This is a genomic window from Streptomyces sp. STR69 (assembly GCF_024519455.1).
In the GTDB taxonomy this organism is placed as follows: domain Bacteria; phylum Actinomycetota; class Actinomycetes; order Streptomycetales; family Streptomycetaceae; genus Streptomyces.
On the sequence record NZ_JALJRY010000013.1, the window covers coordinates 1 to 22,116 of the forward strand.

Sequence of the window (22,116 nt, forward strand, 5' to 3'; positions counted from 1 at the left end):
TCAGGTCCGCGCGGACCGCGACGACCAGATCTACGGCCTCCCCCACCAGCAGGTCCGTGCTCCGCCGGTACGTGCACTGCGGGCACAGTCCCGCCGCGTCCGGCATCCCACACTCCGCGCACGCAGCCGCCCGGCGCCCCTACTGCGCAACCGACTTGGCCTGCTGTTCGGCAAGGCCACGGGTATGGAAGGAGAAACGCACTAGTTAGTACACGGCAGCTACAGGTGTCGATGCACTGTGTGTTGAGGCTGGGCAGCGGGATGGCGGGGTACCTGCGGGTATGCGTACGGCCATGGCTGAGAAAGCATGGCAATCGTGCGCGACAACCGCTAGCTGAGCTGAGGGACCTGCAGCCCTGCGACACAGCAAGATCGGCTCCGTGACGACGGGCTACGTCGTGTGCGTCGAGTTCGGCACTCCGTTCAAGGAGGTCGCCCGTCTCCTTGCCCACCACAGGATCAGCGGCCTACCCGTCGTGGACGGCGACGAGCGGGTGTTCGGGGTCGTCTCCGGCACCGACCTCATGCTCGATCAGGCACGCACAGCCGCGAGGCGGACAGCATCGTCATCCCGCCGGCGATGACGCCACCCGTCGTTCTCGCGTCCCTCCACGCTCGGGTCCTCGCTCAAACCGGCGAGCCCCACAACAAGATCAAGACGACGTATTAATGATCTGCAAGCCCTTACTGCCTGGGCCGCATTGGCCGACGGGACGAGCAGATCGCGGTGTTGCGCCGACTACTGGACGATCCGCGCTTTGTCCGCACGAAAGACCATCAATCCGCGCTCGCCCAACTCACCTACGCACTGCAAGAGGCCGAACGCCATGAAGAGGCTGCGGAACTGTTCCGTCAGCTCCAGCACGTAGTGGAAGACCGGCACGGCACCGTGCACCTCACAGCACTCTTCGCCCGGGTCAACCTCGCATCCTGTAACGGCCATCTGGGAGATCCCGCGGAAGCCGTCCACATCCTCGACGACGTCGTGCGCCTGCAAGAGACCGCCAGCCACGAGACGAGCGTCATCCGTGTGTCCCTGCACCGGCGGCTCTACACCTGGACCGGCATGGCGGGCGACCCACACGCCGCCACCCGGCTCCACGACCTGGCCAAGGCGAGCGAAACAGCCCTGGGACAACACGCCTACGCCACCCTCGCCTGCCGCAGCCGCGCCGCCCACTGGGCCGCAGCAGCCGGCGACATCCCGCACGGAATCGAGGAACTCACACACCTACTCGCCGAGTTCGAACGACGCTTCGGCCACGACGACGCCGAAGCCCGAGCCAGCCGCAAAAGCCCTGACCACTGGCGCACACACACCCTGCAAAACCTCCCACCCACGAGCTGAACGAGCGGCTGCGGCGGCCCTTCCGGGCACCGCCCGGAGCCGGACCATCCCGCAAGCCGATCGATCCGGTCCGGTGTACCCCCTGAGAAGGCTTACATGGAGATTGCCGCGGTGGAGTCGGCGGTATCTGGTGCTCCAGGGCGGACGAGCAGGCCACACAGGACGGCGCCGATGGCGAAGATGGCGCCGGCCCAGGCGAAAGCGGTGGTGTAGCTGTGGATCGCAGCATTGGCGAGGGTGTCGGGGGTGGGGGCCCTGCCCTTGGTGTAGCTGCTGGCGGCATCGGCTGCGACGGTGCTGAGCAGGGCGATGCCGAGGGATCCCCCGATCTGCTGGGCGACGTTGACAGTGGCTGAGGCGACGCCCGCGTCGTGGGAGGCGACACCCCTGGTGGCGGTGTTCACCGACGGCGCCATGGCCGTGCCGAGCCCGATGCCGGTGACGACGAGGGCGGCCAGGATGTCGGCCGCATAGGAGCTGTGGAGGGTGATTCCCGTCAGCCAGAGCATGCCGCCGGCGGCCGTGAGCATACCGGCGCCGATGAGGACGCGGGGGCCGGTGCGGGACAGCAGGAAGCTGGTGGCGAAGGTGGCGGCGACGGCCGTCGCGCCGACCAGAGGCAGGAAGGCCAGGCCAGTTCGGATGGGAGAGAATCCGAGGTTCTGCTGCAGGTAGTAGGTGAGGAACAGGAAGATCCCGAACATCCCGACGCCCATGACGAACATGGCCAGATAGGCGCCACCGCGGTTGCGGTCAAGGAGAATCCGCAGGGGCAGCAAGGGGTGGGCGGCCTTGGTCTGCCGGATCACGAACACGGTCAGGAGTGTGACGCCCACCAGCAGGAAGACCCAGGTGTTCGTGGCGCTCCAGGAATGGGTCTGCGCGTTGGCGAAGCCATAGACGAGGGCGAAAAGACCGGCACTGGCGGTGACGGTGCTCGGCAGGTCGAGGCGGGGTCGCCCTTCGACGGGGGTGTGGGGCAGCAGGGCCGCGGTGCCGGCGAGGGCGACGGCGGCGAAGGCGAGGTTGACGTACAGACACCAGCGCCAGTCGAGGTACTCGGTGAGCACTCCGCCGAGCAGCAGGCCGAATGCGCCGCCGGCGCCGGCGATGGCGCCGTAGATGCCGAACGCCCGGTCACGCTCCGCGGCCACGGTGAAGGTGGTGGTGAGCAGGGAGAGGACGGCGGGGGCGAGCAGCGCGGCGCACAGCCCCTGGGAGGCCCGGGCCGTGACCAGCATCCCGAAGCTGGTGGCGGCGCCGCCGAGCGCGGAGGCGACGGCGAAACCGGCCAGCCCGACGACCAGCGTCAGCTTACGGCCGAACAGGTCGGCGATCCGCCCGCCGAGCAGCAGCAGACTGCCGAACGCGAGAGCGTAGGCGGTGACGACCCACTGCCGCTGGTTGTCGGAGAAGCCGAGGTCCTGCTGGGCCGAGGGTAGTGCGATGTTCACGATCGTGGAATCGAGGATCACCATCAACTGGGCGACGCCGAGCACCACGAGGATCCACCAGCGCCGAGCCTGGTTGGGGTTGCCCTCGCCGACGACTACGGACGTGCTTGGGGTGTGGCCCGCCGATGTGCTGCCGGTCCCGCTGGCCGGGCCATCGGAGTGGGTCTCCCCGGTCGTGGTTTCTCCGGTCGTGTCGGATTCTCCGGATGCGGTGGTAGGACGCCCGTTGCCATGCCACGGGAGGTGGAATCCCTTGCGGTGGGACGGGTGCCTTTGGATCGCCACGATGTTTGTCCCTTCAGGGGCGACGCGAGAGATCTGCCGAGCCGGTCGTTGAGTTACGCAATCAATGTCCCTTTACCTCGAGGGCGCGCGCTGGGGCCGGATGGTCCCTACGCAGCGGGCCGAACGGCACGGCGCGCACAGGGGCCTGTCGGGATTCCGGGCGCCCCACGAATACAGCTGGACCGTGACAGTGATCGTCTCGGGATCACGGCGACCATCTCGCGATTCGGGCTGTGCGCGCGGGACGACCCCTCACCGCCGATCGGCCTGCCGCCGCGGGACCTTCGGCCCATGGCACGTGCGCGTCGGCCGCCGAAGGGTGGGGGCAAGGATGTCGCGTTGCGCGCACAAGGCCCCGGGGGGCGCTGCGTGGTGGAGATCTCACAGGGGGACTTCGATGACAGGCAGGGAGAATCTCGCCGCACGGCTGGGTGGCTGGAGCGCCCGGCACCGCGCCATCGCCATCGTGGGCTGGCTGGCCGTAGTGGCGGCGGCGATGCTGATCGGCAGCGCCGTGGGGCAACAGCACATGACTGATCAGGAGTACGCGGCGGGCGAGTCCGCCCAGGCGTGGCAGGTCCTGGAACAGAAGGGGCTCATCCCGCCCGCGGACGAGATGGTGCTGGTGCACAGCGACACCGACATCGCCGACGCAGCCGGGTTCCGGGCGACCGTGCGGGAACTCGTGTCCGGAGTCCGGGCCACCGGAGCGGTGACCGGTCTGCGCGACCCGTACACCACGGCGGGCCTTATCTCCGGCGACCGGCACAGCGCCTTGGTGCAGTTCTCCATGACCGGCAAGGCGAACACCGCGTACAAGCGGGTCCAGCCGGTGCTGGACACGGTGGACAAGGTACGGGCCGCCCACCCGGGCATGCGCGTGGAACAGTTCGGCGAGGCGAGCGCCAACAAATGGTTCAACGACACCATCCTCAAGGACTTCCACCGGGCCGAGCTGACAGCCGTTCCGCTGGCGCTGGGCATCCTGCTCGCGGCCTTCGGCGCCCTGCTCGCCGCGGTGCTGCCGGTCGGGCTGGCGATCACCGCCTTCCTTGCCGCCAACGGTCTGCTGGCGCTGATCAGCCACAGCATGCACGTCGACAGCTCGGCCAGCTCGGTGGTACTGCTGCTGGGCCTGGCCGTCGGCGTCGACTACTGCCTCTTCTATCTGCGCCGGGAGCGCGAAGAGCGAGGGAAGGGGCGCGACCCGCAGGCGTCCCTGCGCATCGCCGCGGCGACCTCCGGACGTTCGGTACTGGTGTCCGGCCTGACCGTCGTGGTGGCCATGTCCGGCATGTTCCTGTCCGGGATGCAGCTCTTCGACGGGTTCGCGGTGGGCACCATCCTGGTGGTCCTCATCGCCATGCTGGGTTCGGTGACCGTGCTGCCCGCACTGCTGTCGCTGCTCGGGGACCGGGTGGAATGGGGCCGCGTGCCGGGTCTGGGGCGGCTGCGCCGTCCTGAGAGCGGCAGCCGGGTCTGGGGAGCGGTCCTGCGCCCGGTGCTGGCCCGCCCGGGCATCTCCGCCGCGGCCTCCGGGGGCATCCTGCTGCTGCTCGCTGTCCCGGTGCTCGGCATCCACACCGAAAAGCTGAGCCTGGACAAGCAGTTGCCGTCGAACACGGCCCTCATCCAGACGTACCGTCACATCAGCGCGGCGTTCCCCGGCGGTGCCAGCCCCGCCAACGTCGTGGTCAAGGCCGATGACGTCCAGGCGCCGCAGGTGCGCCGGGCGCTGACCGCCTTCACCGCCACCGCACTGGACACCAAGCTGGTCAACCAGCCCGTCCAGGTCACCACACACCCGAAGCAGAACGTCGTCGAGATCAGCGTGCCGCTGGCGGGCAACGGGTCGGACAGCACCTCGCGCCGCGCGGTACAGGTGCTGCGCGACGACGTGATACCGCAGACCCTGGGAAAGGTTTCCGGGGCGCGGACGTACGTCACCGGAGACACCGCGTTCTCCATGGACTTCAACGCCCAGTTGCGCCGCAGCATCGTGCCGGTGTTCGTGTTCGTGATGGCCGTCGCCTTCCTCGTGATGCTGCTGTCGTTCCGCTCGCTGACCATCGCCGCCGTCTCGATCCTGCTGAACCTGCTGTCGGTCGCCGCCGCCTTCGGCGTCATGGTCGCGGTCTTCCAGCACGGCTGGGGCGCCACCCTGGTCGGCACGCACGCCGTCGGTGCCATCGAGTCGTGGCTGCCGCTGTTCTCGTTCGTCATCCTCTTCGGCCTGTCGATGGACTACCACGTGTTCGTGGTCTCCCGCATACGCGAGGCGCACGACGCCGGTGCGCCCACCCAGGAAGCCGTGGCACGCGGGATCCGCAGCACGGCGGGCGTGGTGACCAGCGCGGCGATCATCATGGTCGCCGTCTTCGGAGTACTCGCCACCCTGTCGATGCAGGACTTCAAGCAGATGGGCGTCGGACTCGGCGTGGCCATCCTGCTCGACGCGACCATCGTGCGAGGCGTGCTGCTGCCGTCCGTACTGTCACTGCTCGGCGAACGCACCTGGTACCTCCCCAGCTGGCTGCCCCTTCCTTCCCGGCACGCCGAACCGGCACCCACCGACACCCCACCGCCGGCCGGGCCCGAGAACCCACAACGGGACGAAGTCCACGAACCGGTCCACCCCGTGGCCGGTACGGAATCGGCCCCCAGCGCTGCGACCGATCGGCGCCGGGAACGAGATCACCGCCGATGACCACCGCCCCTACCAGGACCGCGATTCGGGTTCGGATGTTCGTTGTGACAGGTCCGCGGATCCTTTCCGACCCATCGGAAGACCTCCGCGCCGACGACGCGGTGCCAGTCGAAGGGTGATCCGGAGAAATCCGAATGTCGTGGGCGGTTCCGCTCAGCGGACCACACGGTGTGCTTCACCGCGCGAGGGGTAGCTCGACTCGTCTCTCGGCACCTTCCACGAAGTGGTCGCCATGGCCATGTCCGGTCGTTCCACTTGCTCCTGCTCGTCCGCGGGCGCCCCTCGGTGGGCGACTTTCCCCGGCACCGGACAGCCGGCGGAAGGGGTCGCGGCCCGGCAGGTGCAGGGCCGGTCAGCCCCTCGCCGGGACCAACGGGACCTGGGGCCACGGTCGTTCGTGGGAGAGGCTGCTGGTGGAGGCGGCACCGATCCCCCGCGGTGCCGCCTCCACCCTGCGCCGCCGGCCGCGCGGCTTCACCTCTCGACCATGGACGCACGCCGCCCATTGAACCCGTGACATTGCAGCGGTGGGGCTCCGGCCGAAGAAATCAGTCCGGCCCGCACGTCGGTCTGGCGGAGTGTCAGGTACAGCTCGGCGGTGGCCTCTCCGAAGTCCTGCACTCCGCACGGAACAGCCGCGGCTCGCCGCCCCGGTCGGCGAGCGCCGGTCGCCGGCTTTGGGCGGCCGGTTACTCCGTCAGTGCGCCCATGGCCCGATCGAGCAGGACAGCGAGGGAGACAGTGCCCTCGCAGGCCACCCATCCTCTCGCGGCCGCGTCCAGACAGGCGAGGGCGGCTGCGACCAGCGCGGTCGGCCTGGGATCCTCCGGCCAGCCCGGACTGGCTTCCAGTCGTCTGGCGATCTCCGGCACCATCTGTTCCTGCCACTGCAGCTGCTTCTCGAAGTGCCGGGCGCGCAGTGATGGCGTCTCCTGCAGCAGGCGCAGAAAGCTCAGCGTCTGCTCGGGTGCTTCCTCGTTCACCCGTACCAGGACGTCGAAGGCCCGGCGCAGCGCCACCCAGGGCCGCTCCTCGTCGGGGCGGGCGGCAAGCGCTTCCGTGACCTGCTGGGCATCGCCCTCCAGGCCGGCCAGCACGATGTCTTCCTTTGTCCCGAAGTACCGGAACAGGGTGGCGCGCGACAGTCCGGCTTCGGCGGCGATCTGGTCGGCGGTCGTCCGGCCAAAGCCCTGCTCAGTGAAGAGCCGGAGCGCTACTTCAGTGACTTCCGCCCGGACTGTTGCCCGCATGCGTTCACGCAGACCGGGTGGCTTCGGCGGGGTGGGGTCGGCGGTGCTGGCGGAGTCGGTCATGCGAGCAATCTTACAGCTACGACTCATCTTGAGACTCAATCTCAATTAGGTGTAGAGTCTCTGACCGGAGGCTTCATTACGAACGCAGTGCTGCGAACCCTGCACGCCGCCAGGCTGTCGCCCGCCTCTGTCACCCGACCCATTCCCCGAAGGAGCTGCTATGACCACCGCATTCGACCCGATCGACCTGAGCGGCAAGGCGCTGGCCAACCGCATCGCGATGGCGCCGATGACCCGCAGCCGCGCCGATGCTCCCGCTGCCACGGCGACAGAGCTGATGGCCGCCTATTACGCCCAGCGTGCGAGCGCCGGCCTGATCATCACCGAGGGCATCCAGCCGTCGGTCGTCGGCCAGGGCTACACCAACACCCCCGGTCTGCACTCCGCCGAGCAGGTCGACGCCTGGCGGAAGGTGACCGACGCCGTCCACGCCCAGGGCGGCACGATCTTCGCGCAGCTGATGCACACCGGCCGGATCGGCCACCCCAGCCTGCTGCCCGACGGGCTCATCCCGGTCGCCCCCTCCGCCGTCGCGGCGGCGGGCCAGGTGTTCACCTACCAGGGCCCCCAGGACTACGTCACGCCGAAGGAACTGGACCCCGACGACATCGCGCGGACGATCGCCGACTACGCCGACGCCGCACGCAACGCGATCGCCGCCGGTTTCGACGGCGTGGAGATCCACGGGGCGAACGGCTACCTGATCCACCAGTTCCTCGCTCCCAACACCAACCTGCGCACCGACAGCTGGGGAGGCGGCCCCGCGGACCGGGCCCGCTTCGGTATCGAGGTCGCCACGGCGGTCGCGGAGGCGATCGGCGGCCACCGGACCGGCTTCCGCATCGCCCCCGGCAACCCCTACAACGACATCGCCGAGACGGACCCGGCGGACGTGCTGGAGACCTACACCACCCTCACCGCCGCTCTCGCCCGGCTGGACCTCGCCTACCTGCACTTGGTCGAGAGCCCGGACCGCGACCTGACCACCCGGCTGCGCAAGGACTGGCCGACGGCGTTCATCCTCAACCCCTTCACCCACCCCGAAACCACCGGCCCCAGCGCTCTCGCCCACATCGAGGACGGCACCGCCGACATCATCGCCTTCGGCGCGCTGTTCCTGGCCAACCCGGACCTCCCCGCCCGCCTCGCAGCCGGCGGCCCCTACAACACCCCCGACGCGGCCACCTTCTACGGCGGCGACCACCGCGGCTACACCGACTACCCGACGCTGCCCGCCGACAGCGCGTGACCTGAACAAAGATCACCATTCGCGAGCGTGACAAGGCAGCACGGGTTCCAGGCCGCAGGCCAGAGTCCTTCTGATCCAGCCCTGTGCCTGATGGCGCCCCCCTCAAGAGAACGAGCCCTCGGGTCAACCGGAGGAATGACCACGGTGGAGATTGAGCTGCGGATCAACGGATCCGCCCAGAAGCTGGACGTCGCGCCGCAGGTGAGTCTGCTCGACGCGCTGCGCGAGTATGTGGGCCTGACCGGTACCAAGAAGGGCTGCGACCAGGGCGCGTGCGGCGCCTGCACGGTGCTGGCCGACGGTCGGCGGATCAACGCGTGCCTCGCCCTGGCGGTGCAGTACCAGGGCCGTGAGATCACCACCATCGAAGGGGTCGACCACCCGCTGCAGGGGGCGTTCGTCCGCGCGGACGGATTCCAGTGCGGCTACTGCACCCCGGGCCAGATCTGCTCGGCGATCGGGATGCTCGCCGAGCACAAGGAAGGCGCGCCCAGCGCGGCGACCGAGCACCTCGCCGACACCGGCGGGCAGCTGGACGAGACGGAGATCCGGGAGCGGATGAGCGGCAACCTGTGCCGCTGCGGCGCCTACAACGGCATCGTCTCGGCGATCAAGGAGGTCGCGAAGTGAAGCCGTTCTCCTACCTCAGCGCACCGGACACGGCCACGGCGCTGCGCACGATCGCCGACTCTGACGACGTGAAGTTCCTCGCGGGCGGAACGAACCTCGTCGACCTGATGCGGGAGGGCATCGAGCACCCGGCGACGGTCGTGGACATCACCCGCCTGCCGCTGACCGGGATCGAGGAACTCCCGGACCGCGCCATCCGCGTGGGCGCACTGGTGACCAACAGCCGTCTCGCGGCGGACCCTCTGATCAGGACCCGTTATCCGGTGCTGGCGCAGGCGATCCTGCTGGGGGCCTCCGCCCAGTTGCGGAACATGGCGACCGTGGGAGGCAACCTGCTGCAGCGCACCCGCTGCATGTACTTCTACGACGAGGCCTCCGCGTGCAACAAGCGTGTGCCCGGCAGCGGTTGTGACGCGATCGGCGGGTTCTCCCGCGGCAGTGCGGTGCTGGGGGCGAGCGAGCACTGCATCGCGACGCATCCCTCGGACATGGCGGTGGCGCTGGTCATGCTCGACGCGGTGGTCGAAGTGGAGAGCGTGCACGGTGTCCGGCGGATCCCGGTCGCCGACTTCCACCGGCTGCCCGGCGACACGCCCCACCTCGAGACGGTGCTCGCCGCCGACGAGCTGATCACCGCCGTCGAGCTGCCGCCGGTGCCGGCCGCGGCGCACTCGCGCTACCGCAAGGTCCGCGACCGCGCGTCCTACGCCTTCGCCCTCGTCTCCGTCGCCGCGGCGCTGGCCGTCGAGGGCGGGGTGGTCAGCGAGGTGCGGCTGGCGCTGGGCGGTGTCGGCACGAAACCGTGGCGCGCCACCGAAGCCGAACGGGTACTGCTCGGTGAGCCGGCAACCGAGGAAGCCTTCCGACGGGCGGCGGAAGCAGAACTCGCCGCCGCAGAAGGCGGGCCGCAGAACGCCTTCAAGATCGAACTCGCACGGCGCACGATCGTGGCGACCCTGAGGCGGCTGCTGACCGAGGGGAGCGCCGCCTGATGCCGAACTCAAAGGCGACCAGTTCACGCCCAGTCAGCGTGACAACCATCCCTGCCCGGCCCGCGCGGCTTCCGCGTGACGTGCACCCGGGCCGTACTGAGGAAGGCACGGCGGCATGACTACGATCGGACAACCGCTCGACCGTGTCGACGGCGGCGTCAAGACGACGGGTGCGGCGAAGTTCGCCGCCGAGCATTCCTATCCCGGCCTCACGCACGCCGTACTCGTGCACGCCACCATCAGCCGCGGCCGGGTCACCGCCCTGCACAGCGACGAGGCGAGCGCGGTGCCGGGCGTGATCGCCGTCCTCACCCACCTCAACGCGCCCCCCATGAAACCGGCGCCCAAGGCCGGAACATTCAACTTCACCGCGTTGTTCTCCGGGACCACGGTGAACTACCTGCAGAACGACGAGGTGCACTGGGAGGGACAGCCGATCGCGGTGGTCGTCGCGGAGACCTCCGCCGCCGCCCGGGAGGCAGCCGCGCTGGTGCGCGCCGAGTACACCGTCACCAAGTCCTTGGTCGACTTCGAGGGGTCCGAACAAGACGCACAGCCGCAACCGAACGACTCGTTCTTCCCCCAGGGAGCAACCAGGGGCGATGCGGAGGCGGCGCTGGCTGACGCGCAGGTGTCGCTGGACCTGCGGTACACCACCCCGCAGCACAGCCACAACGCACTGGAGCTGCACTCCACCATCGCCGTCTGGGACGGCGACCGTCTCACCGTCCACGACGCGACGCAGTCCATCGACTGGTTCCGCACCCACCTCGCGCTGCGGTTCTCCGTACCCAGGACGAACGTACGGGTACTGGCGCCCTTCGTCGGCGGCGCCTTCGGCGGCAAGTTCCAGATCTGGCCCGGCACCATCCTCGCCGCGCTGGCGGCCCGGGCGACCAAAAGGCCCGTGCGGCTGGTGCTCTCGCGGGAGGCGGTCTACCGCACGGTCGGCGGACGCACCCCGTCCATCCAGCGGCTCGCGCTGGGAGCGGACCGTGACGGGAAGCTGACCTCGCTGCTGCACACCAGCATCACCCGCGCCAGCGCGATCGGAGGCACTTTCGAACAGGTCACCTCCGCATCCCAGCATCTGTACGCGGCCGAGAACATCCTCGCCCGGCATGACCGTGTCCAACTCGACCTGCTGCCCAGCACTTTCACGCGGGCGCCGGGCGAGGCGATCGGCACCTTCGCGCTGGAGTCCGCGATCGACGAACTGGCCTACGAGCTGTGCATGGACCCGATCGAGCTGCGCCTGCGCAATGACACCGCGGTCGACCCGATCGACGGCAAGAAGAAGTTCTCCCACCGCAAACTGTCGGAGTTGTACGCGCTGGGTTCGGAGCAGTTCGGCTGGCACGAGCGCAACCCCGAACCGCGCTCGACGCGCGAGGGGCGGTGGCTGGTCGGGACGGGCGTGGCCACGGCGTTCCACCCAGCACTCTCGATGCCGGTCAACGTCACGGTCCGTCTGTCGGCCGACGGCAGCGTACTGGTGCGCTGCGCCTTCCAGGAGATGGGCATGGGCGCGGCCACGGCCCAGGCCCAGATCACGGCCGACGCGCTGGGTGTGCCGTTCGACGCCGTCCGCGTGGAGTACGGCGATTCCGATCTGCCGATGGGGCCGGCCGCCGCTTCCTCCGTCCAGACCGCGAGCACCGCCGCCAGTGTGCTGCAGGCGTGCGAGGAGCTGAAGCAGACGCTGAAGTCCATGGCCCGCAAGACCGGCGGCGACAGCCACGAGGAGATTCTCCGGCGCGCGAAGGTGCCGCACGTCGAAGCCAAAATCGGATCCGAGACGCGGCTCGGCCGCATCGCCGGGCGGGCACGTTTCCTCCCGGGCTTCCTGCTCGGGGCCCAGCGGTTGATCAAGGCCGCCTCCGGTGTGCAGTTCTGCGAGGTGAAGGTCGATGCGGAGACCGGTGAGACGCGGGTGTCGCGGTGGGTCGGCGTGTTCGACATCGGCAGGGTGATCAACGCGAAGACGGCGGCCAGCCAGGTGCGCGGCGGCATCGTGATGGGTCTGGGCCTGGCGATGGCCGAGGAGACCCTCGTCGACCCGCGCAACGGGCGGATCATGAACCCCAGCCTGGCCGAGTACCACGTCCCCGTGCACGCCGACATCCCACCGATCGACGTGTCCTTCCTCGACGAACCGGATCCGAACACGCCATTCGGCATCCTCGGCGCGGGTGAGGTGGGTGTCACGGGTGTCGGTGCGGCCGTGGCGAACGCCGTGTATCACGCGACCGGCAAGCGGGTTCGGGACCTGCCGATCACGCTGGACAAACTGCTCTGAAGCGACCGCGGTCAAAAAGTCCTCGTCGCGCCGTGCCCGTCCGGGCGTCTGCGGCCCGACGAGGGACCGAGCCGCCTTGTGGCAGATCCGCGCCATCCGACCACCACAAGAGAGAAACGCCATGCTGGACATCGCGGACGAGCTGACCCGGTGGCTCGAGGAAGGCCGGGCCTTCGCGGTGGCGACTGTCGTGGCCGTCAGCGGCAGCGCCCCGCGAGGTCCGGGCGCCGCGCTCGCCGTCGACGCCGCCGGCACGGCCATCGGCTCGGTCTCCGGCGGCTGTGTCGAAGGCGCGGTCTACGACCTGTGCACCCAGGCACTCAAGGACGGCCAGGCGGTGCGCGAGCGGTTCGGCTACAGCGACGAGGACGCCTTCGCCGTCGGCCTGACCTGCGGTGGTGTCCTCGACATCCTGGTCACGCCCATACCCGCCGACGCGCCCGGCCGGAAAACATTCCAGACGGCGCTCTCGGCCGCCGCCCGGGGCGAGGCGGCGGCGCTGACCCGCGTGATCCGCGGCCCGGCAGAGCTCCTCGGACGGCCGCTGACGGTCCGTGAGGACGGATCCTACGACGGCGGACTCGGCGGACGTCCCGACCTGGACCGCGCCGTCGTCGACGAAACCCGCTCCCTGTTGCAGGCCGGCCGCACCGGCACCTTCGACATCGCGCAGGACGGAACCCGCTGCGATCCCGACCTGACCGTGTTCGTCGAATCAAGCGTCCCGCCGCCCCGCATGCTGGTCTTCGGCGCCATCGACTTCGCGGCGGCCCTGGTACGCGTGGGCAAGTTCCTGGGCTACCACGTCACGGTGTGCGACGCCCGGCCCGTCTTCGCCACCCGGTCACGCTTCCCCGAGGCCGACGACATCGTGGTCGACTGGCCGCACCGCTACCTCCACCGCACCCCGACCGACGACCGCACCGTGCTCTGCGTCCTCACCCACGACGCCAAGTTCGACGTACCCCTCCTGGAGACGGCCCTGCGGCTGCCGGCCGCCTACATCGGCGCGATGGGCTCCCGCCGCACCCACCAGGACCGAGACCGCAGACTCCGCGAAGTCGGCCTGACCGAAGCCGAACTGACCCGCCTTCACTCCCCCATCGGCCTCGATCTCGGCGCCCGCACACCCGAGGAGACCGCCCTGTCCATCGCCGCCGAGATCATCGCCACCCGCCACAGCGGAACAGGCCTGCCCCTGAGCGGCTCGCACCTGCCGATCCACCACGACCGAACCGACCTCCACGTCAACGCAAACACCTCACCCGCCCTGACGGCAGGTGTCGCACCCGCCGGTGCGCTGTCCGTCTGAGGGCCCTGTCAGAACATCCGCCAAGGCTCTCATTCGCACGGCCGATCTCAGAAGCTTGCGGTGTCGATCACTTACCGGTAGCACACATCACTGGCGGCGCCCCCCTCGAACACCTCGCTGAGCCCTACGGGGTGGACCACCCCACGTGACCTTCGGACGTCCGTGCGGTGAGCGGATCGCGGTCTCCTGGTCCTGGTCCCAGACCAATGGCCAGCCCAGTGCACGGCACCAGAAGTACCCGGTCTCCTGCGAACCATCGCCCGCCAGCGCTCCGATGAATCCGCACTCGGCGAGGAAGCTGTTGCCCGGCTCGATGACACAGAACTCATTGCCCTCGGGGTCGGCGAGCACCACATGCCCCTCCTCCGGGCGTTGACCGATGTCGATGTGGCGGGCGCCGAGTTGGAGCGCCCTCTCCACCACCTGCTTCTGGTCGTCGAGGGACGTGCTTGTCAGATCGAAGTGCATGTGGTTCTGGCCTGTCTTCCGCTCCTGGGCCAGGAGAAAACGGAGCCGGAACCCGGTGTCATCGCTGGGCAGCAGTGTGATGCCGTCGGAGGAGTCCTCTGCTGTCTCCCAGCAGAGAAAGTCCGCCCAGAAGCGCGCGAGACGGAGCGGGTCGTGCGCATCGAAGCAGAGAGCGTGTAATCGAGAAGTCATCCGTAGGTGTCCCGGTAGGAGCAGGCGGCCGAAACGGCAGTCCGTTCACGGCCTCACAGGTTCGCGAGGAGCCCGTCGAGCGGGGGCAGTGTCCGGTCCGGTGCGAGAGCCTCGACAAGGAGACGGCCGTAGCGGATCTTGCGGCCCTTCTTCGTGCCGAGGAAGCGCCGCACCTGCTGATGCCGGGGCCGGCCCTGTTGTGCGGGCTGACGCTGAAAGGACTGCCAGGCACGGAAGTCGCCCTCGGCACGGAGGATCTCCTCGACTTCTGCCGTGCCGAGCGCTCGGATGAGTTCGTCCTCGAGATCTGCGGTGCATACGTAGATGTCCTGGAGCGGTGCCTGCGCCCGTGTCAGGCCGCGCTCGTAGAAGCCCTTTTCGCCCTCATCGCACAGTCCTGTCAGGCGCAGACCGAGACCGGGCGGCCCGAGGAGCCCGGCATAGCGGCCGACGCTCATCGCCCCGCCCATCGGCACGACACACACTCCCTCGGCGGCCAGGTCCCGGCCACGTCGGGCGGCCAGCGCCTCGACGGCCGCGAGATCGCTCAGCCCTTCCAGGAGCACCGCGGTCCGTGCCCCCAGGCTTTCCGCCAGATCGCGCGCCGGCCCGTCGGGACCGCCCGTCGCCCAGCTGGTGACCGCATCCTGGAACGCCCTCATGTCCGCCATGGGGCGAGTCTGTAATGTCCACCGGTGGCATGGCACGGGATTATTCGACGGCCTCAGGTGGCGTTAACGGTTTGAACTGGCCCCGCTCTTCCGGCTTGGCTTCTAAAGGTGGTTGCAACACCTGACCCTGCGGGGTGTTGCGATGGCCAAGCCGCGTCGAACATCGAAGAAGCGCGGACCTGCTCCGTTGGCGGACAAGCGTGATCATTACCTTCGCCTCATGGCGCAAGGGATGAGCAACTCGGCGGCGTGCCGCGAGGTCGGGATCAACCGCAGGACCGGGACTCGCTGGCGGTACGGACGCAAGGAAGTCGACCGGACCGGGCGTGAGCGCGTCTACGCGCCGATCACCGAGGAGCGGCATCGCGACGGGACTTCAGACCGCTTCCCTGCCGAGGACGAGCGGCTCGTCATCGCCGATTTGCTCCGGTCCGGGAACTCGCTGTGCGCGATCGCCCGGGAGCCCGGCCACGATCAGCCGGGAGGTGCGGCGCAACAGCGACCCGCGCACCGGTAAGTACCACCCTTTCCAGGCGCAGCGCCGGGCGGCCGTACGCCGCGCCCGCTCGAAGGAGGGCAAGATACGGCGTGACCCGGAGCTGAAGGAGTTCATCCAGCAGCGTCTGGACCGGCGATGGAGCCCGGAGCAGACCTGCCAGGCCCTGCGCACCGCTTTCCCGGACGAGCCCGAGCGGCATCTCGCGCACGAGACCGTCTACCAGGCCGTCTATCTGCCGCACCGCGGCGGCCTGGAGCGCACCCCGGCGTCCTGCACAGCGGCCGGCCCGCTCGCCGTCGACGCCGCCGGCCCGACGAGCGCGCCACCCGGTTCATCGACCCCGGCACCCTGATCAGCCACCGCCCAGAGGAGCTCAACGACCGTCAAATAGCGGGCAGTTGGGAAGGCGATCTGATCGTCGGCAAGGGTAACCGGTCCGCGATCGGCACCCTGGTCGACCGGTCCACCCGCTACGTCAAACTCCTCCACCTGCCCGGTGGCCGGGGCGCCAAGCAGGTCCGCGACGCGCTCGTACACGCCCTCGGCGACCTCCCCGCCGAGCTGGCCCGCTCGGTGACCTGGGATCAGGACAGCGAGATGAGTCGGCATGACGAGTTCACCCGCGCCACCGGCATCCCCGTCTACTTCTGCGAGCCCGCCAGCCCCTGGCAACGCGGCTCGAACGAGAACACGAACGGCCTGCTGCGCCAGTACTTCCCCAAGAGCACCGACCTGTCCGTCTTCGGCGCCGAGGACCTCGCCTTCGTCGCCGCCGAACTCAACAGCCGCCCCCGCAAGACCCTCAACTGGAACACCCCAGCGAACCTCTTCGCTAAGCTCGTCGCAACACTGGAATGATCACCGTGTTGCGACGATGACTGGAATCCGCCGTTCGACGCGGCTTGGCCATCGCAACACCCCGCAGGGTCAGGTGTTGCAACCACCTTTAGAACCCAAGCGTTCTGCTGGGGCCAACAGACTCGTTCGAGGCCACGTGGGCACACTCCGTCAAGCTTCGGCGTCCCAGCCAGCAGGAACCGTGACCGCGATCCGTCCTTCCCGCCCGCGCCGGACGTACATGCGGTGCTCGTCGAACTTGGCCCAGTCGCAGCGCAGCCGGAAGACCTTGTGCGAAGGGACTGAATCGCCCCGGTTCGAATGGAGACTCCGGACTGTCCCGGGGCGGTTCATTCGCCGCCCCCCGAATTCGCCGACGAAATCCTGCGGGCCCTGGCACAGAACTGACGACGACAGAGGGTTGACGAGGGCGCCAGCACCCTCGGCACGCGGACGACTGCGAGTCCCCCGCGATCAGCGGCGGCTACGGCTTGGTCCCACCCCCGCGGGCCTCGTACAGAGCGCGGAATCCGCGCGATGCAGGGTCCGTACGCCATGCCGGCTTCACCATCGACGGGGCGCGGCACTTCGACTTCGTCGTCAAGGGCCGCACGCCACCCAGCTCGCCCTGCATAATCGGGGTCGCACGCCAACCGGAGAACCGCGCGACGCGCCTCGGGCGTACCCACCGCCAACCGGAGCTCACCCGGCGATCGAACCTCCCCACAAATCGCGGCCACAGCAAGATGCGATTCGTGACCTGTGTCACATGCCCCTCGGGCCCGAAGGAACCGAGCTTGGCCACCAACCCTGGTCAGTGATAAGGCAGTCGCAATTCGGACCTAACAACGAAGGTGCTTAGTTGAAGGCTTGCGCGCGGGGCCCGCAATGCCCGTTATGGCGTCAATAAGGAGCGACGTAGCCGGAATTCGGGGTGCACGCTGGACACATGTGGCGCACCACACGTTCCTTGAAGATACGAGGGAGACCCTGGTACCAGTTGCCCCATGCCCCACACCGCTCAGATACCAAGCCACAGGAAACCCAGCCGCAACACGTCGAGAATGGCAGTGCGGGCCGGAGTTGCCAGTGGCGTCCTCGGCACCCTCGCAATGGCCGGAGCGTCCGGCGCGGCGAACGCCGCCGAGCCGGTGACGCAGACCCTCGAACTGCCCACGCTCACCGCGGACTTGGCCACTCAGGTCGCCCAGTCCGCGGACGCCACACAGCAGGCCGCCGCGAACTACGAGCTGCAGGCGGAGCGCGACACGGCCGCGGCCAATGCCGCCAAGCAGGCCAAGGCGGACCTCGCCAGCGCGAAGAAGAAGGCGGAGGCCAAGAAGAAGGCCGAGACGGCCCGCAAGGCCGCCGCCGAGCAGGCCACCTCCCGCAGCACCGAGCGGACCACGCTGGCCACTTCCACGACCTCCAGCGCCTCGACGAGCTCGTCGACGGCCACGGGTTCGGCGGCCGCGGTCATCGCCTTCGCCAAGGCGCAGATCGGCGACGCCTACGTGCTCGGCGCCACCGGCCCCAACTCCTGGGACTGCTCCAGCCTGCTCCAAGCCGCGTTCAAGCAGGCGGGCATCAGCCTCCCGAGGGTGTCGCAGGACCAGTCGACCGCGGGCACCCCGGTCTCGCTGAGCAACCTCCAGCCGGGCGACATCCTCTACTGGGGCTCCGCCGGCAGCGGCGCCTACCACGTGGCGCTCTACGTCGGTGGTGGCAACTTCGTAGGGGCTGAGAACCCGTCCACGGGCATCGTCGAAAGGCCCCTCTCCTGGGACCCGCCGACCGGCGCGGTCCGCGTGCTCTGACGCACGCCGATGTCACAACGGGCCACCTTCCCCGGACAGTACCGTGTCCGGGGAAGGTGGCCCTCGCGCATGCCGAGGCAGCGCCGATGGCGTCCGGCGTTGTCAGGTGTTACCGCGCCCACCGGTGGGCCATGAACCAGCGGCTAGGGTCGTCGCCATGAACTCGCGTCCCGCCAGGGGGATTTCGCGCCCGCCTCCTGGGCCCAGCCTTCGTATACACGCTGGTGCGGGTGCGCTCACCGCCAACCGATGAGCGCACCCGGGTGATGAGCGGAGAGCGTCAGGCCTTGTAGGCGACGTTCGCCATCATGCCGGCCTCACCGTGGTACGCGTTGTGGCAGTGCAGCATCCACTGGCCCGGGTTGTCGGCGTCGAGGAACACGGACACCGTCTTCTTGGGCAGCACGATCGCGGTGTCCTTGCGCGGGCCGGTGGTACCGAGCTGGTACGTGTGGCCGTGCAGGTGCATCGGGTGCCACATCTCGGTCGTGTTGACGAAGTCGAGCCGTACGCGCTGGCCCTCCTCGATGACGATCGGGTGCGCCTCGGGATTGTTCATGTCGAACTGCTTGCCGTTGATGGACCAGTTGTACTTCATCATGTTGCCGGTCAGCTTGATCTGGTGCGTGACGTCGGTCTTGGCGGACTTGAGCCGCACGCCGTCGGCGGCCTGCAGCTGGGAGGCCGACATGATCATGCCGTCGAGTTCGGTCGGGCGGACCGTCGCGGACGGCCTGCTCCCCGACCCCGTGCGCACCAGGGCGAGCCCGCTCGCGTTCTTGCCCTCGGCCAGAGCCACCAGTGGGAAGACTCCGTCTCCGAGGGTGACGAGGACGTCGTACCGCTCGCCCATGCCGACCAGCAGGGCGTCCACCTCCTGGTGCCGGACCGGGAAGCCGTCGGTGTGGGTGATGGTCAGCTTGTGACCGCCGAGGGCGACCCGGTAGGCGGTGTCCGAGCCCGCGTTGATGATCCGCAGGCGCACCTTCTTGCCGGGCTTGCCGGTGTAGACGTCGGGATCGGCGGCCACCCGGCCGTTGATCAGGTGGTGCGGGTACTTCACGTCGCCGGCGTCTCCGCCGAGCAGCTTGCTGACGGCGCCCGTGAGCATGAACTTCTTGGACATGTCGCCGGACGGGGCGGACGGGGAGGCGGAACCGCCCATGTCCATCCCGCCCATGTCCCCCATGTTGCCCATGCCGGCATCCGAACTGCCGGGGCTCGGGCTGCCGCCCATGTCCATGCCGCTCATGTCCCCCATGTCGGCCATGCCGCGCCGGAGTTCGGCGAAGGCGTCGTCGGGGGTGCCCGTGACGCCGTCGAGCCAGTCGTCGAGGAGGACCACCCACTCGTCGTCGTACGACAGCGGCTCCCTGGGGTCCTCGACGATCAGCGGGGCGTACAGCCCGCGGTCGAGCTGTACGCCGACGTGCGGGTGGAAGAAGTACGTGCCGGGGTCGGGGGCGATGAAGCTGTAGGTGAAGGTGGAACCGGCCCGCACGGCGGTCTGGACGGCGGGCGGCACTCCGTCCATGTCGTTGCGCAGCGCGATGCCGTGCCAGTGGATCGACGTGGTGGTCTTGTTCGGGAGCTGGTTGGACAGCTCGGCGACGAGAGTGTCTCCGGCGGAGAGCCGGACCTCCCTGCCGGGGGTGCGGCCGTCGAAGGCCCAGGTCCTGGGCATGACCCCGCCGCCCAGGTCGATCATCGCGGGTGCCGCCGTCAGGGTGACCTTCTTCCGCCGTCCCGTGGCTTTGCGCTTCATGTCGGCGGCGGTGACGGCCGAGGCGGTGGGGCTGACCAGGGCGTTGCCGCCGCCGGAGCCGGAGCCACTGCTACAGGCGGCAAGCAGGCCCGCTCCGGCGGCTCCCAGGCCGGTGAGCAGGACGGAGCGTCGGTTGATGCCGTTCATTGCGTTGTGTCCTCTGTTTCGCAACTGCCGATGTGGTCACGGAGGGACGGCACATCGCGCGCCGTCCGGCGCGGCCTACAGACGCAGTTGAGAGAGGACGGAGAGATCGGGCGGAGCACGACCGACCGCGGCGGCGGGTGTGCGTCCCGCCGCGGCCTGCCGCAGGGTCACCAGAGCGTCGAACGAGCTCTGGTCCGGTACGGCGAGCTGCACGGTGTCGACGCTCGCCGAGGCGCAGTGTTGCATGCCGGGCATGGCGCACCCGTCGTCTTCGACGTCGTGCGAGGAGCCGTCCGAGACCGTCGCCTCATCGCCACCCATCACGTGTGCAGCCTGGGCCAAACCCGGCATCACGTGCCCGGCATGGACCGACCCCGACATGGACGACGACGTGCCCATCGCGGACGTCTCGTGGTGGACGAGCACGGCCAGCGCGACGCAGAGGGTGAGGAACACCCCGTACGTCCAGCGGACGGCTGTGCCGCCTCCGCCGCGCGCTGTCCGGATCGCCATGATCTCCACCTGTGTCGTGATTACCGATCACCGAAGTCGGCATCCTACCCCCAGGGGGTACTGGGATGCTCACCCTTCGGCTCCCTGGCCCGAAGTCCCGGAATCTCTCCGAGCGATATCACCTTGCACAGAGGAACCGGCGAGACTACGAAGAATTTTAGTAGCCGCGGAAGAAGTCTGACACACGCTGCAATCGGCACCGACAGCAGGCCGACGAGTGGGAACCGAAAGGGTCCGTCGATCGTCTACGAACTTACTTAGATCATTAGGTGAATAAGGGGAAGCATCATGGGACAGCGCCTGCCAGCGCGGCCGGTCAGCCGCACCGCGCGATCGCTCGCGCTCGCCTCGGCCGCCGCCGTCGTCCTCGCCGCATGCAGCTCCGGTGGCGGCACAGCGGACAGCGGCTCGGACACGGCGGCCGGAGACGGGAAGAACGGCGGACCGGCCACGATAGCCGTGGCACCCGGCGACGGCGACACGAAGGTGCCGGTCGACCGGAAGGTCACCGTGCGCGCCCGGGGCGGCTCCCTGTCCACTGTCGAGGTCACATCCCCTGGCCCGGGCACACTCTCCGGCACCTGGTCGAAGGACAAGTCCGTGTGGACCTCCACGACCCCGCTCGCCCCGGGCGCCACCTACACGGTGACGGCCGATGGCAAGGCGTCCGGCGGGTCCGTCCTCGACAAGACCGCCACCTTCACCACCGAGGCGGCCACGAACAGCTTCGTCGGCGAGTACTACCCCGACAAGGGCACGAAGGTCGGCGTCGCGATGCCGGTCTCGATCACCTTCAACAAGCCGATCACCGACAAGGCGGCGGTGGAACGGAGGCTCAAGGTCACCGCGTCCCCCGCGGTTCAGGGCTCCTGGAGCTGGATGAAGGACCGCGACGGCAAGGATCGTGTCGACTACCGCCCCGAGAAGTACTGGAAGACCGGCACGGACGTCACCCTGCACATGGACCTCGCGGGCGTTGACGCTGGCGGCGGCGTGTACGGCACTCAGCAGCGCGTCGTGAACTTCACCATCGGCGACGCCGTGATCAGCACCGTCGACGTCGACAAGAAGACCATGACGGTCGCGAGAAACGGCCGGACGCTGCGAACCCTGAAGATCTCCTCCGGCAAGAAGGGCTTCGAGACCTGGAACGGCACGATGGTCGTGCTGAGCAAAGTCCCGACCATCCGCATGAACTCCTCGACCGTCGGCATCTTCGGCCCCGAGGCGTACAACCTCGGAACGGTGAAGTGGGACGTCCAGCTCACCCCGTCCGGCACGTACGTCCACGCGGCGCCGTGGAACGCAGGCAAGTTCGGCGTGGTCAACGGCAGTCACGGCTGCATCGGCATGAGCACGAGTGACGCCAACTGGTTCTACGACCAGGTCCATCTCGGCGACCCGGTCACCGTCTTCAACTCCGTCGACACGGTGGCAACCAACAACGGCTACGGCGACTGGAACGTCGACTGGACCACCTGGAAGAAGGGCAGCGCCCTGAGTTGACGCGCCGGTTTCCCTCTACCCCAGCTCCGGCAACTCGTCGGTCCCTCACCTTCATCTGGAGGTCCACCCAGGCCGTGGCGCCCCGTGGATCCGCTGGCGTGGCCGATCTCGG

18 protein-coding genes and 1 pseudogene are annotated in these 22,116 nt (G+C 68.9%); 13 read left to right on the top strand and 6 right to left on the bottom strand.

All coding sequences use genetic code 11. The features are described 5' to 3' along the window. The first annotated feature begins 380 nt into the window (after positions 1 to 380). Positions 381 to 584: a CBS domain-containing protein gene (locus OC490_RS24120; RefSeq protein WP_410098903.1), complete on the top strand. Its 204-nt coding sequence runs from the start codon at positions 381 to 383 to the stop codon at positions 582 to 584. A 143-nt stretch (positions 585 to 727) separates the two neighbouring features. Continuing rightward, positions 728 to 1,348 (top strand): hypothetical protein, encoded by a 621-nt coding sequence (locus OC490_RS24125; protein WP_262060072.1) that lies wholly within the window; start codon positions 728 to 730, stop codon positions 1,346 to 1,348. 92 nt (positions 1,349 to 1,440) lie between these two features. Here OC490_RS24125 and OC490_RS24130 read toward each other — a convergent pair whose 3' ends face one another. Next, the gene (locus OC490_RS24130) at positions 1,441 to 3,087 is read right to left on the bottom strand and encodes an MFS transporter (RefSeq protein ID WP_262060073.1); all 1,647 of its coding nucleotides are present in this window, start codon (positions 3,085 to 3,087) and stop codon (positions 1,441 to 1,443) included. 397 nt (positions 3,088 to 3,484) lie between these two features. On the opposite strand from OC490_RS24130, the gene OC490_RS24135 reads away from it, so the two are divergent. Next, positions 3,485 to 5,794, top strand: a complete 2,310-nt coding sequence (locus OC490_RS24135; protein WP_262060074.1) for an MMPL family transporter — start codon at positions 3,485 to 3,487, stop codon at positions 5,792 to 5,794. A 689-nt stretch (positions 5,795 to 6,483) separates the two neighbouring features. Here OC490_RS24135 and OC490_RS24140 read toward each other — a convergent pair. Beyond that, on the bottom strand, positions 6,484 to 7,107 hold the full coding sequence (locus OC490_RS24140; protein WP_262060075.1) for a TetR/AcrR family transcriptional regulator: 624 nt from the start codon (positions 7,105 to 7,107) through the stop codon (positions 6,484 to 6,486). 160 nt (positions 7,108 to 7,267) lie between these two features. On the opposite strand from OC490_RS24140, the gene OC490_RS24145 reads away from it, so the two are divergent. The 5 genes from OC490_RS24145 (at position 7,268) to OC490_RS24165 (ending at position 13,589) form a co-directional block, all read left to right on the top strand. After that, a complete protein-coding gene (locus tag OC490_RS24145; protein ID WP_262060076.1) occupies positions 7,268 to 8,356 on the top strand; it encodes an alkene reductase in 1,089 nt (362 codons plus the stop codon). 135 nt (positions 8,357 to 8,491) lie between these two features. Beyond that, positions 8,492 to 8,986, top strand: a complete 495-nt coding sequence (locus OC490_RS24150) for a (2Fe-2S)-binding protein (RefSeq protein WP_262060077.1) — start codon at positions 8,492 to 8,494, stop codon at positions 8,984 to 8,986. Continuing rightward, positions 8,983 to 9,978 (top strand): FAD binding domain-containing protein, encoded by a 996-nt coding sequence (locus OC490_RS24155; protein WP_262060078.1) that lies wholly within the window; start codon positions 8,983 to 8,985, stop codon positions 9,976 to 9,978. The genes OC490_RS24150 and OC490_RS24155 overlap by 4 nt, the downstream gene beginning before the upstream one ends. Before the next feature lie 115 nt (positions 9,979 to 10,093). Beyond that, on the top strand, positions 10,094 to 12,277 hold the full coding sequence (locus OC490_RS24160) for a xanthine dehydrogenase family protein molybdopterin-binding subunit (protein ID WP_262060079.1): 2,184 nt from the start codon (positions 10,094 to 10,096) through the stop codon (positions 12,275 to 12,277). 121 nt (positions 12,278 to 12,398) lie between these two features. After that, positions 12,399 to 13,589: an XdhC family protein gene (locus tag OC490_RS24165; RefSeq protein WP_262060080.1), complete on the top strand. Its 1,191-nt coding sequence runs from the start codon at positions 12,399 to 12,401 to the stop codon at positions 13,587 to 13,589. A gap of 111 nt (positions 13,590 to 13,700) precedes the next feature. Here the strand turns inward: OC490_RS24165 and OC490_RS24170 are convergent. Together OC490_RS24170 and OC490_RS24175 are read right to left on the bottom strand one after the other, a co-directional pair. Next, positions 13,701 to 14,249: pseudogene (locus OC490_RS24170) on the bottom strand (VOC family protein); the annotation flags it as partial. Between the two features lie 53 nt (positions 14,250 to 14,302). Further along, a complete protein-coding gene (locus OC490_RS24175; protein ID WP_262060081.1) occupies positions 14,303 to 14,920 on the bottom strand; it encodes a TOPRIM nucleotidyl transferase/hydrolase domain-containing protein in 618 nt (205 codons plus the stop codon). A gap of 220 nt (positions 14,921 to 15,140) precedes the next feature. Here OC490_RS24175 and OC490_RS49360 point away from each other — a divergent pair, with 220 nt between their 5' ends. The 4 genes from OC490_RS49360 to OC490_RS24185 all read left to right on the top strand — a co-directional run bounded on the left by OC490_RS49360 (position 15,141) and on the right by OC490_RS24185 (position 18,073). Next, positions 15,141 to 15,437: a hypothetical protein gene (locus tag OC490_RS49360; protein ID WP_410098907.1), complete on the top strand. Its 297-nt coding sequence runs from the start codon at positions 15,141 to 15,143 to the stop codon at positions 15,435 to 15,437. Further along, positions 15,406 to 15,771, top strand: coding sequence for a hypothetical protein (locus OC490_RS49365; protein WP_315986704.1), 366 nt, complete (start codon positions 15,406 to 15,408; stop codon positions 15,769 to 15,771). The genes OC490_RS49360 and OC490_RS49365 overlap by 32 nt, the downstream gene beginning before the upstream one ends. Further along, positions 15,771 to 16,277, top strand: a complete 507-nt coding sequence (locus tag OC490_RS49370; RefSeq protein WP_315986703.1) for an IS30 family transposase — start codon at positions 15,771 to 15,773, stop codon at positions 16,275 to 16,277. The genes OC490_RS49365 and OC490_RS49370 overlap by 1 nt, the downstream gene beginning before the upstream one ends. Positions 16,278 to 17,263: 986 nt before the next feature. Further along, positions 17,264 to 18,073, top strand: a complete 810-nt coding sequence (locus OC490_RS24185; protein ID WP_315986696.1) for a C40 family peptidase — start codon at positions 17,264 to 17,266, stop codon at positions 18,071 to 18,073. A gap of 280 nt (positions 18,074 to 18,353) precedes the next feature. Here OC490_RS24185 and OC490_RS24190 read toward each other — a convergent pair whose 3' ends face one another. Together OC490_RS24190 and OC490_RS24195 are read right to left on the bottom strand one after the other, a co-directional pair. Beyond that, entirely contained in the window at positions 18,354 to 19,985 is a 1,632-nt protein-coding gene (locus OC490_RS24190; protein WP_262060083.1) for a multicopper oxidase family protein, read from the bottom strand. A 75-nt stretch (positions 19,986 to 20,060) separates the two neighbouring features. After that, on the bottom strand, positions 20,061 to 20,498 hold the full coding sequence (locus OC490_RS24195) for a DUF6153 family protein (RefSeq protein ID WP_262060084.1): 438 nt from the start codon (positions 20,496 to 20,498) through the stop codon (positions 20,061 to 20,063). A 288-nt stretch (positions 20,499 to 20,786) separates the two neighbouring features. Between OC490_RS24195 and OC490_RS24200 the strand changes: the two genes are divergently transcribed. Then, positions 20,787 to 22,004: an Ig-like domain-containing protein gene (locus tag OC490_RS24200; protein ID WP_262060085.1), complete on the top strand. Its 1,218-nt coding sequence runs from the start codon at positions 20,787 to 20,789 to the stop codon at positions 22,002 to 22,004. Positions 22,005 to 22,116: the final 112 nt, after the last annotated feature.

Bases quoted from the DNA above. Each gene is read 5' to 3' on its own strand.
- OC490_RS24135 (WP_262060074.1), top strand. From the start codon at position 3,485: ATGACAGGCAGGGAGAATCTCGCCGCACGGCTGGGTGGCTGGAGCGCC.
- OC490_RS24140 (WP_262060075.1), bottom strand. From the start codon at position 7,107: ATGACCGACTCCGCCAGCACCGCCGACCCCACCCCGCCGAAGCCACCC.
- OC490_RS24145 (WP_262060076.1), top strand. From the start codon at position 7,268: ATGACCACCGCATTCGACCCGATCGACCTGAGCGGCAAGGCGCTGGCC.
- OC490_RS24150 (WP_262060077.1), top strand. From the start codon at position 8,492: ATGACCACGGTGGAGATTGAGCTGCGGATCAACGGATCCGCCCAGAAG.
- OC490_RS24160 (WP_262060079.1), top strand. From the start codon at position 10,094: ATGACTACGATCGGACAACCGCTCGACCGTGTCGACGGCGGCGTCAAG.
- OC490_RS24165 (WP_262060080.1), top strand. From the start codon at position 12,399: ATGCTGGACATCGCGGACGAGCTGACCCGGTGGCTCGAGGAAGGCCGG.
- OC490_RS24175 (WP_262060081.1), bottom strand. From the start codon at position 14,920: ATGGCGGACATGAGGGCGTTCCAGGATGCGGTCACCAGCTGGGCGACG.
- OC490_RS49360 (WP_410098907.1), top strand. From the start codon at position 15,141: ATGGCGCAAGGGATGAGCAACTCGGCGGCGTGCCGCGAGGTCGGGATC.
- OC490_RS24185 (WP_315986696.1), top strand. From the start codon at position 17,264: ATGCCCCACACCGCTCAGATACCAAGCCACAGGAAACCCAGCCGCAAC.
- OC490_RS24190 (WP_262060083.1), bottom strand. From the start codon at position 19,985: ATGAACGGCATCAACCGACGCTCCGTCCTGCTCACCGGCCTGGGAGCC.
- OC490_RS24195 (WP_262060084.1), bottom strand. From the start codon at position 20,498: ATGGCGATCCGGACAGCGCGCGGCGGAGGCGGCACAGCCGTCCGCTGG.
- OC490_RS24200 (WP_262060085.1), top strand. From the start codon at position 20,787: ATGGGACAGCGCCTGCCAGCGCGGCCGGTCAGCCGCACCGCGCGATCG.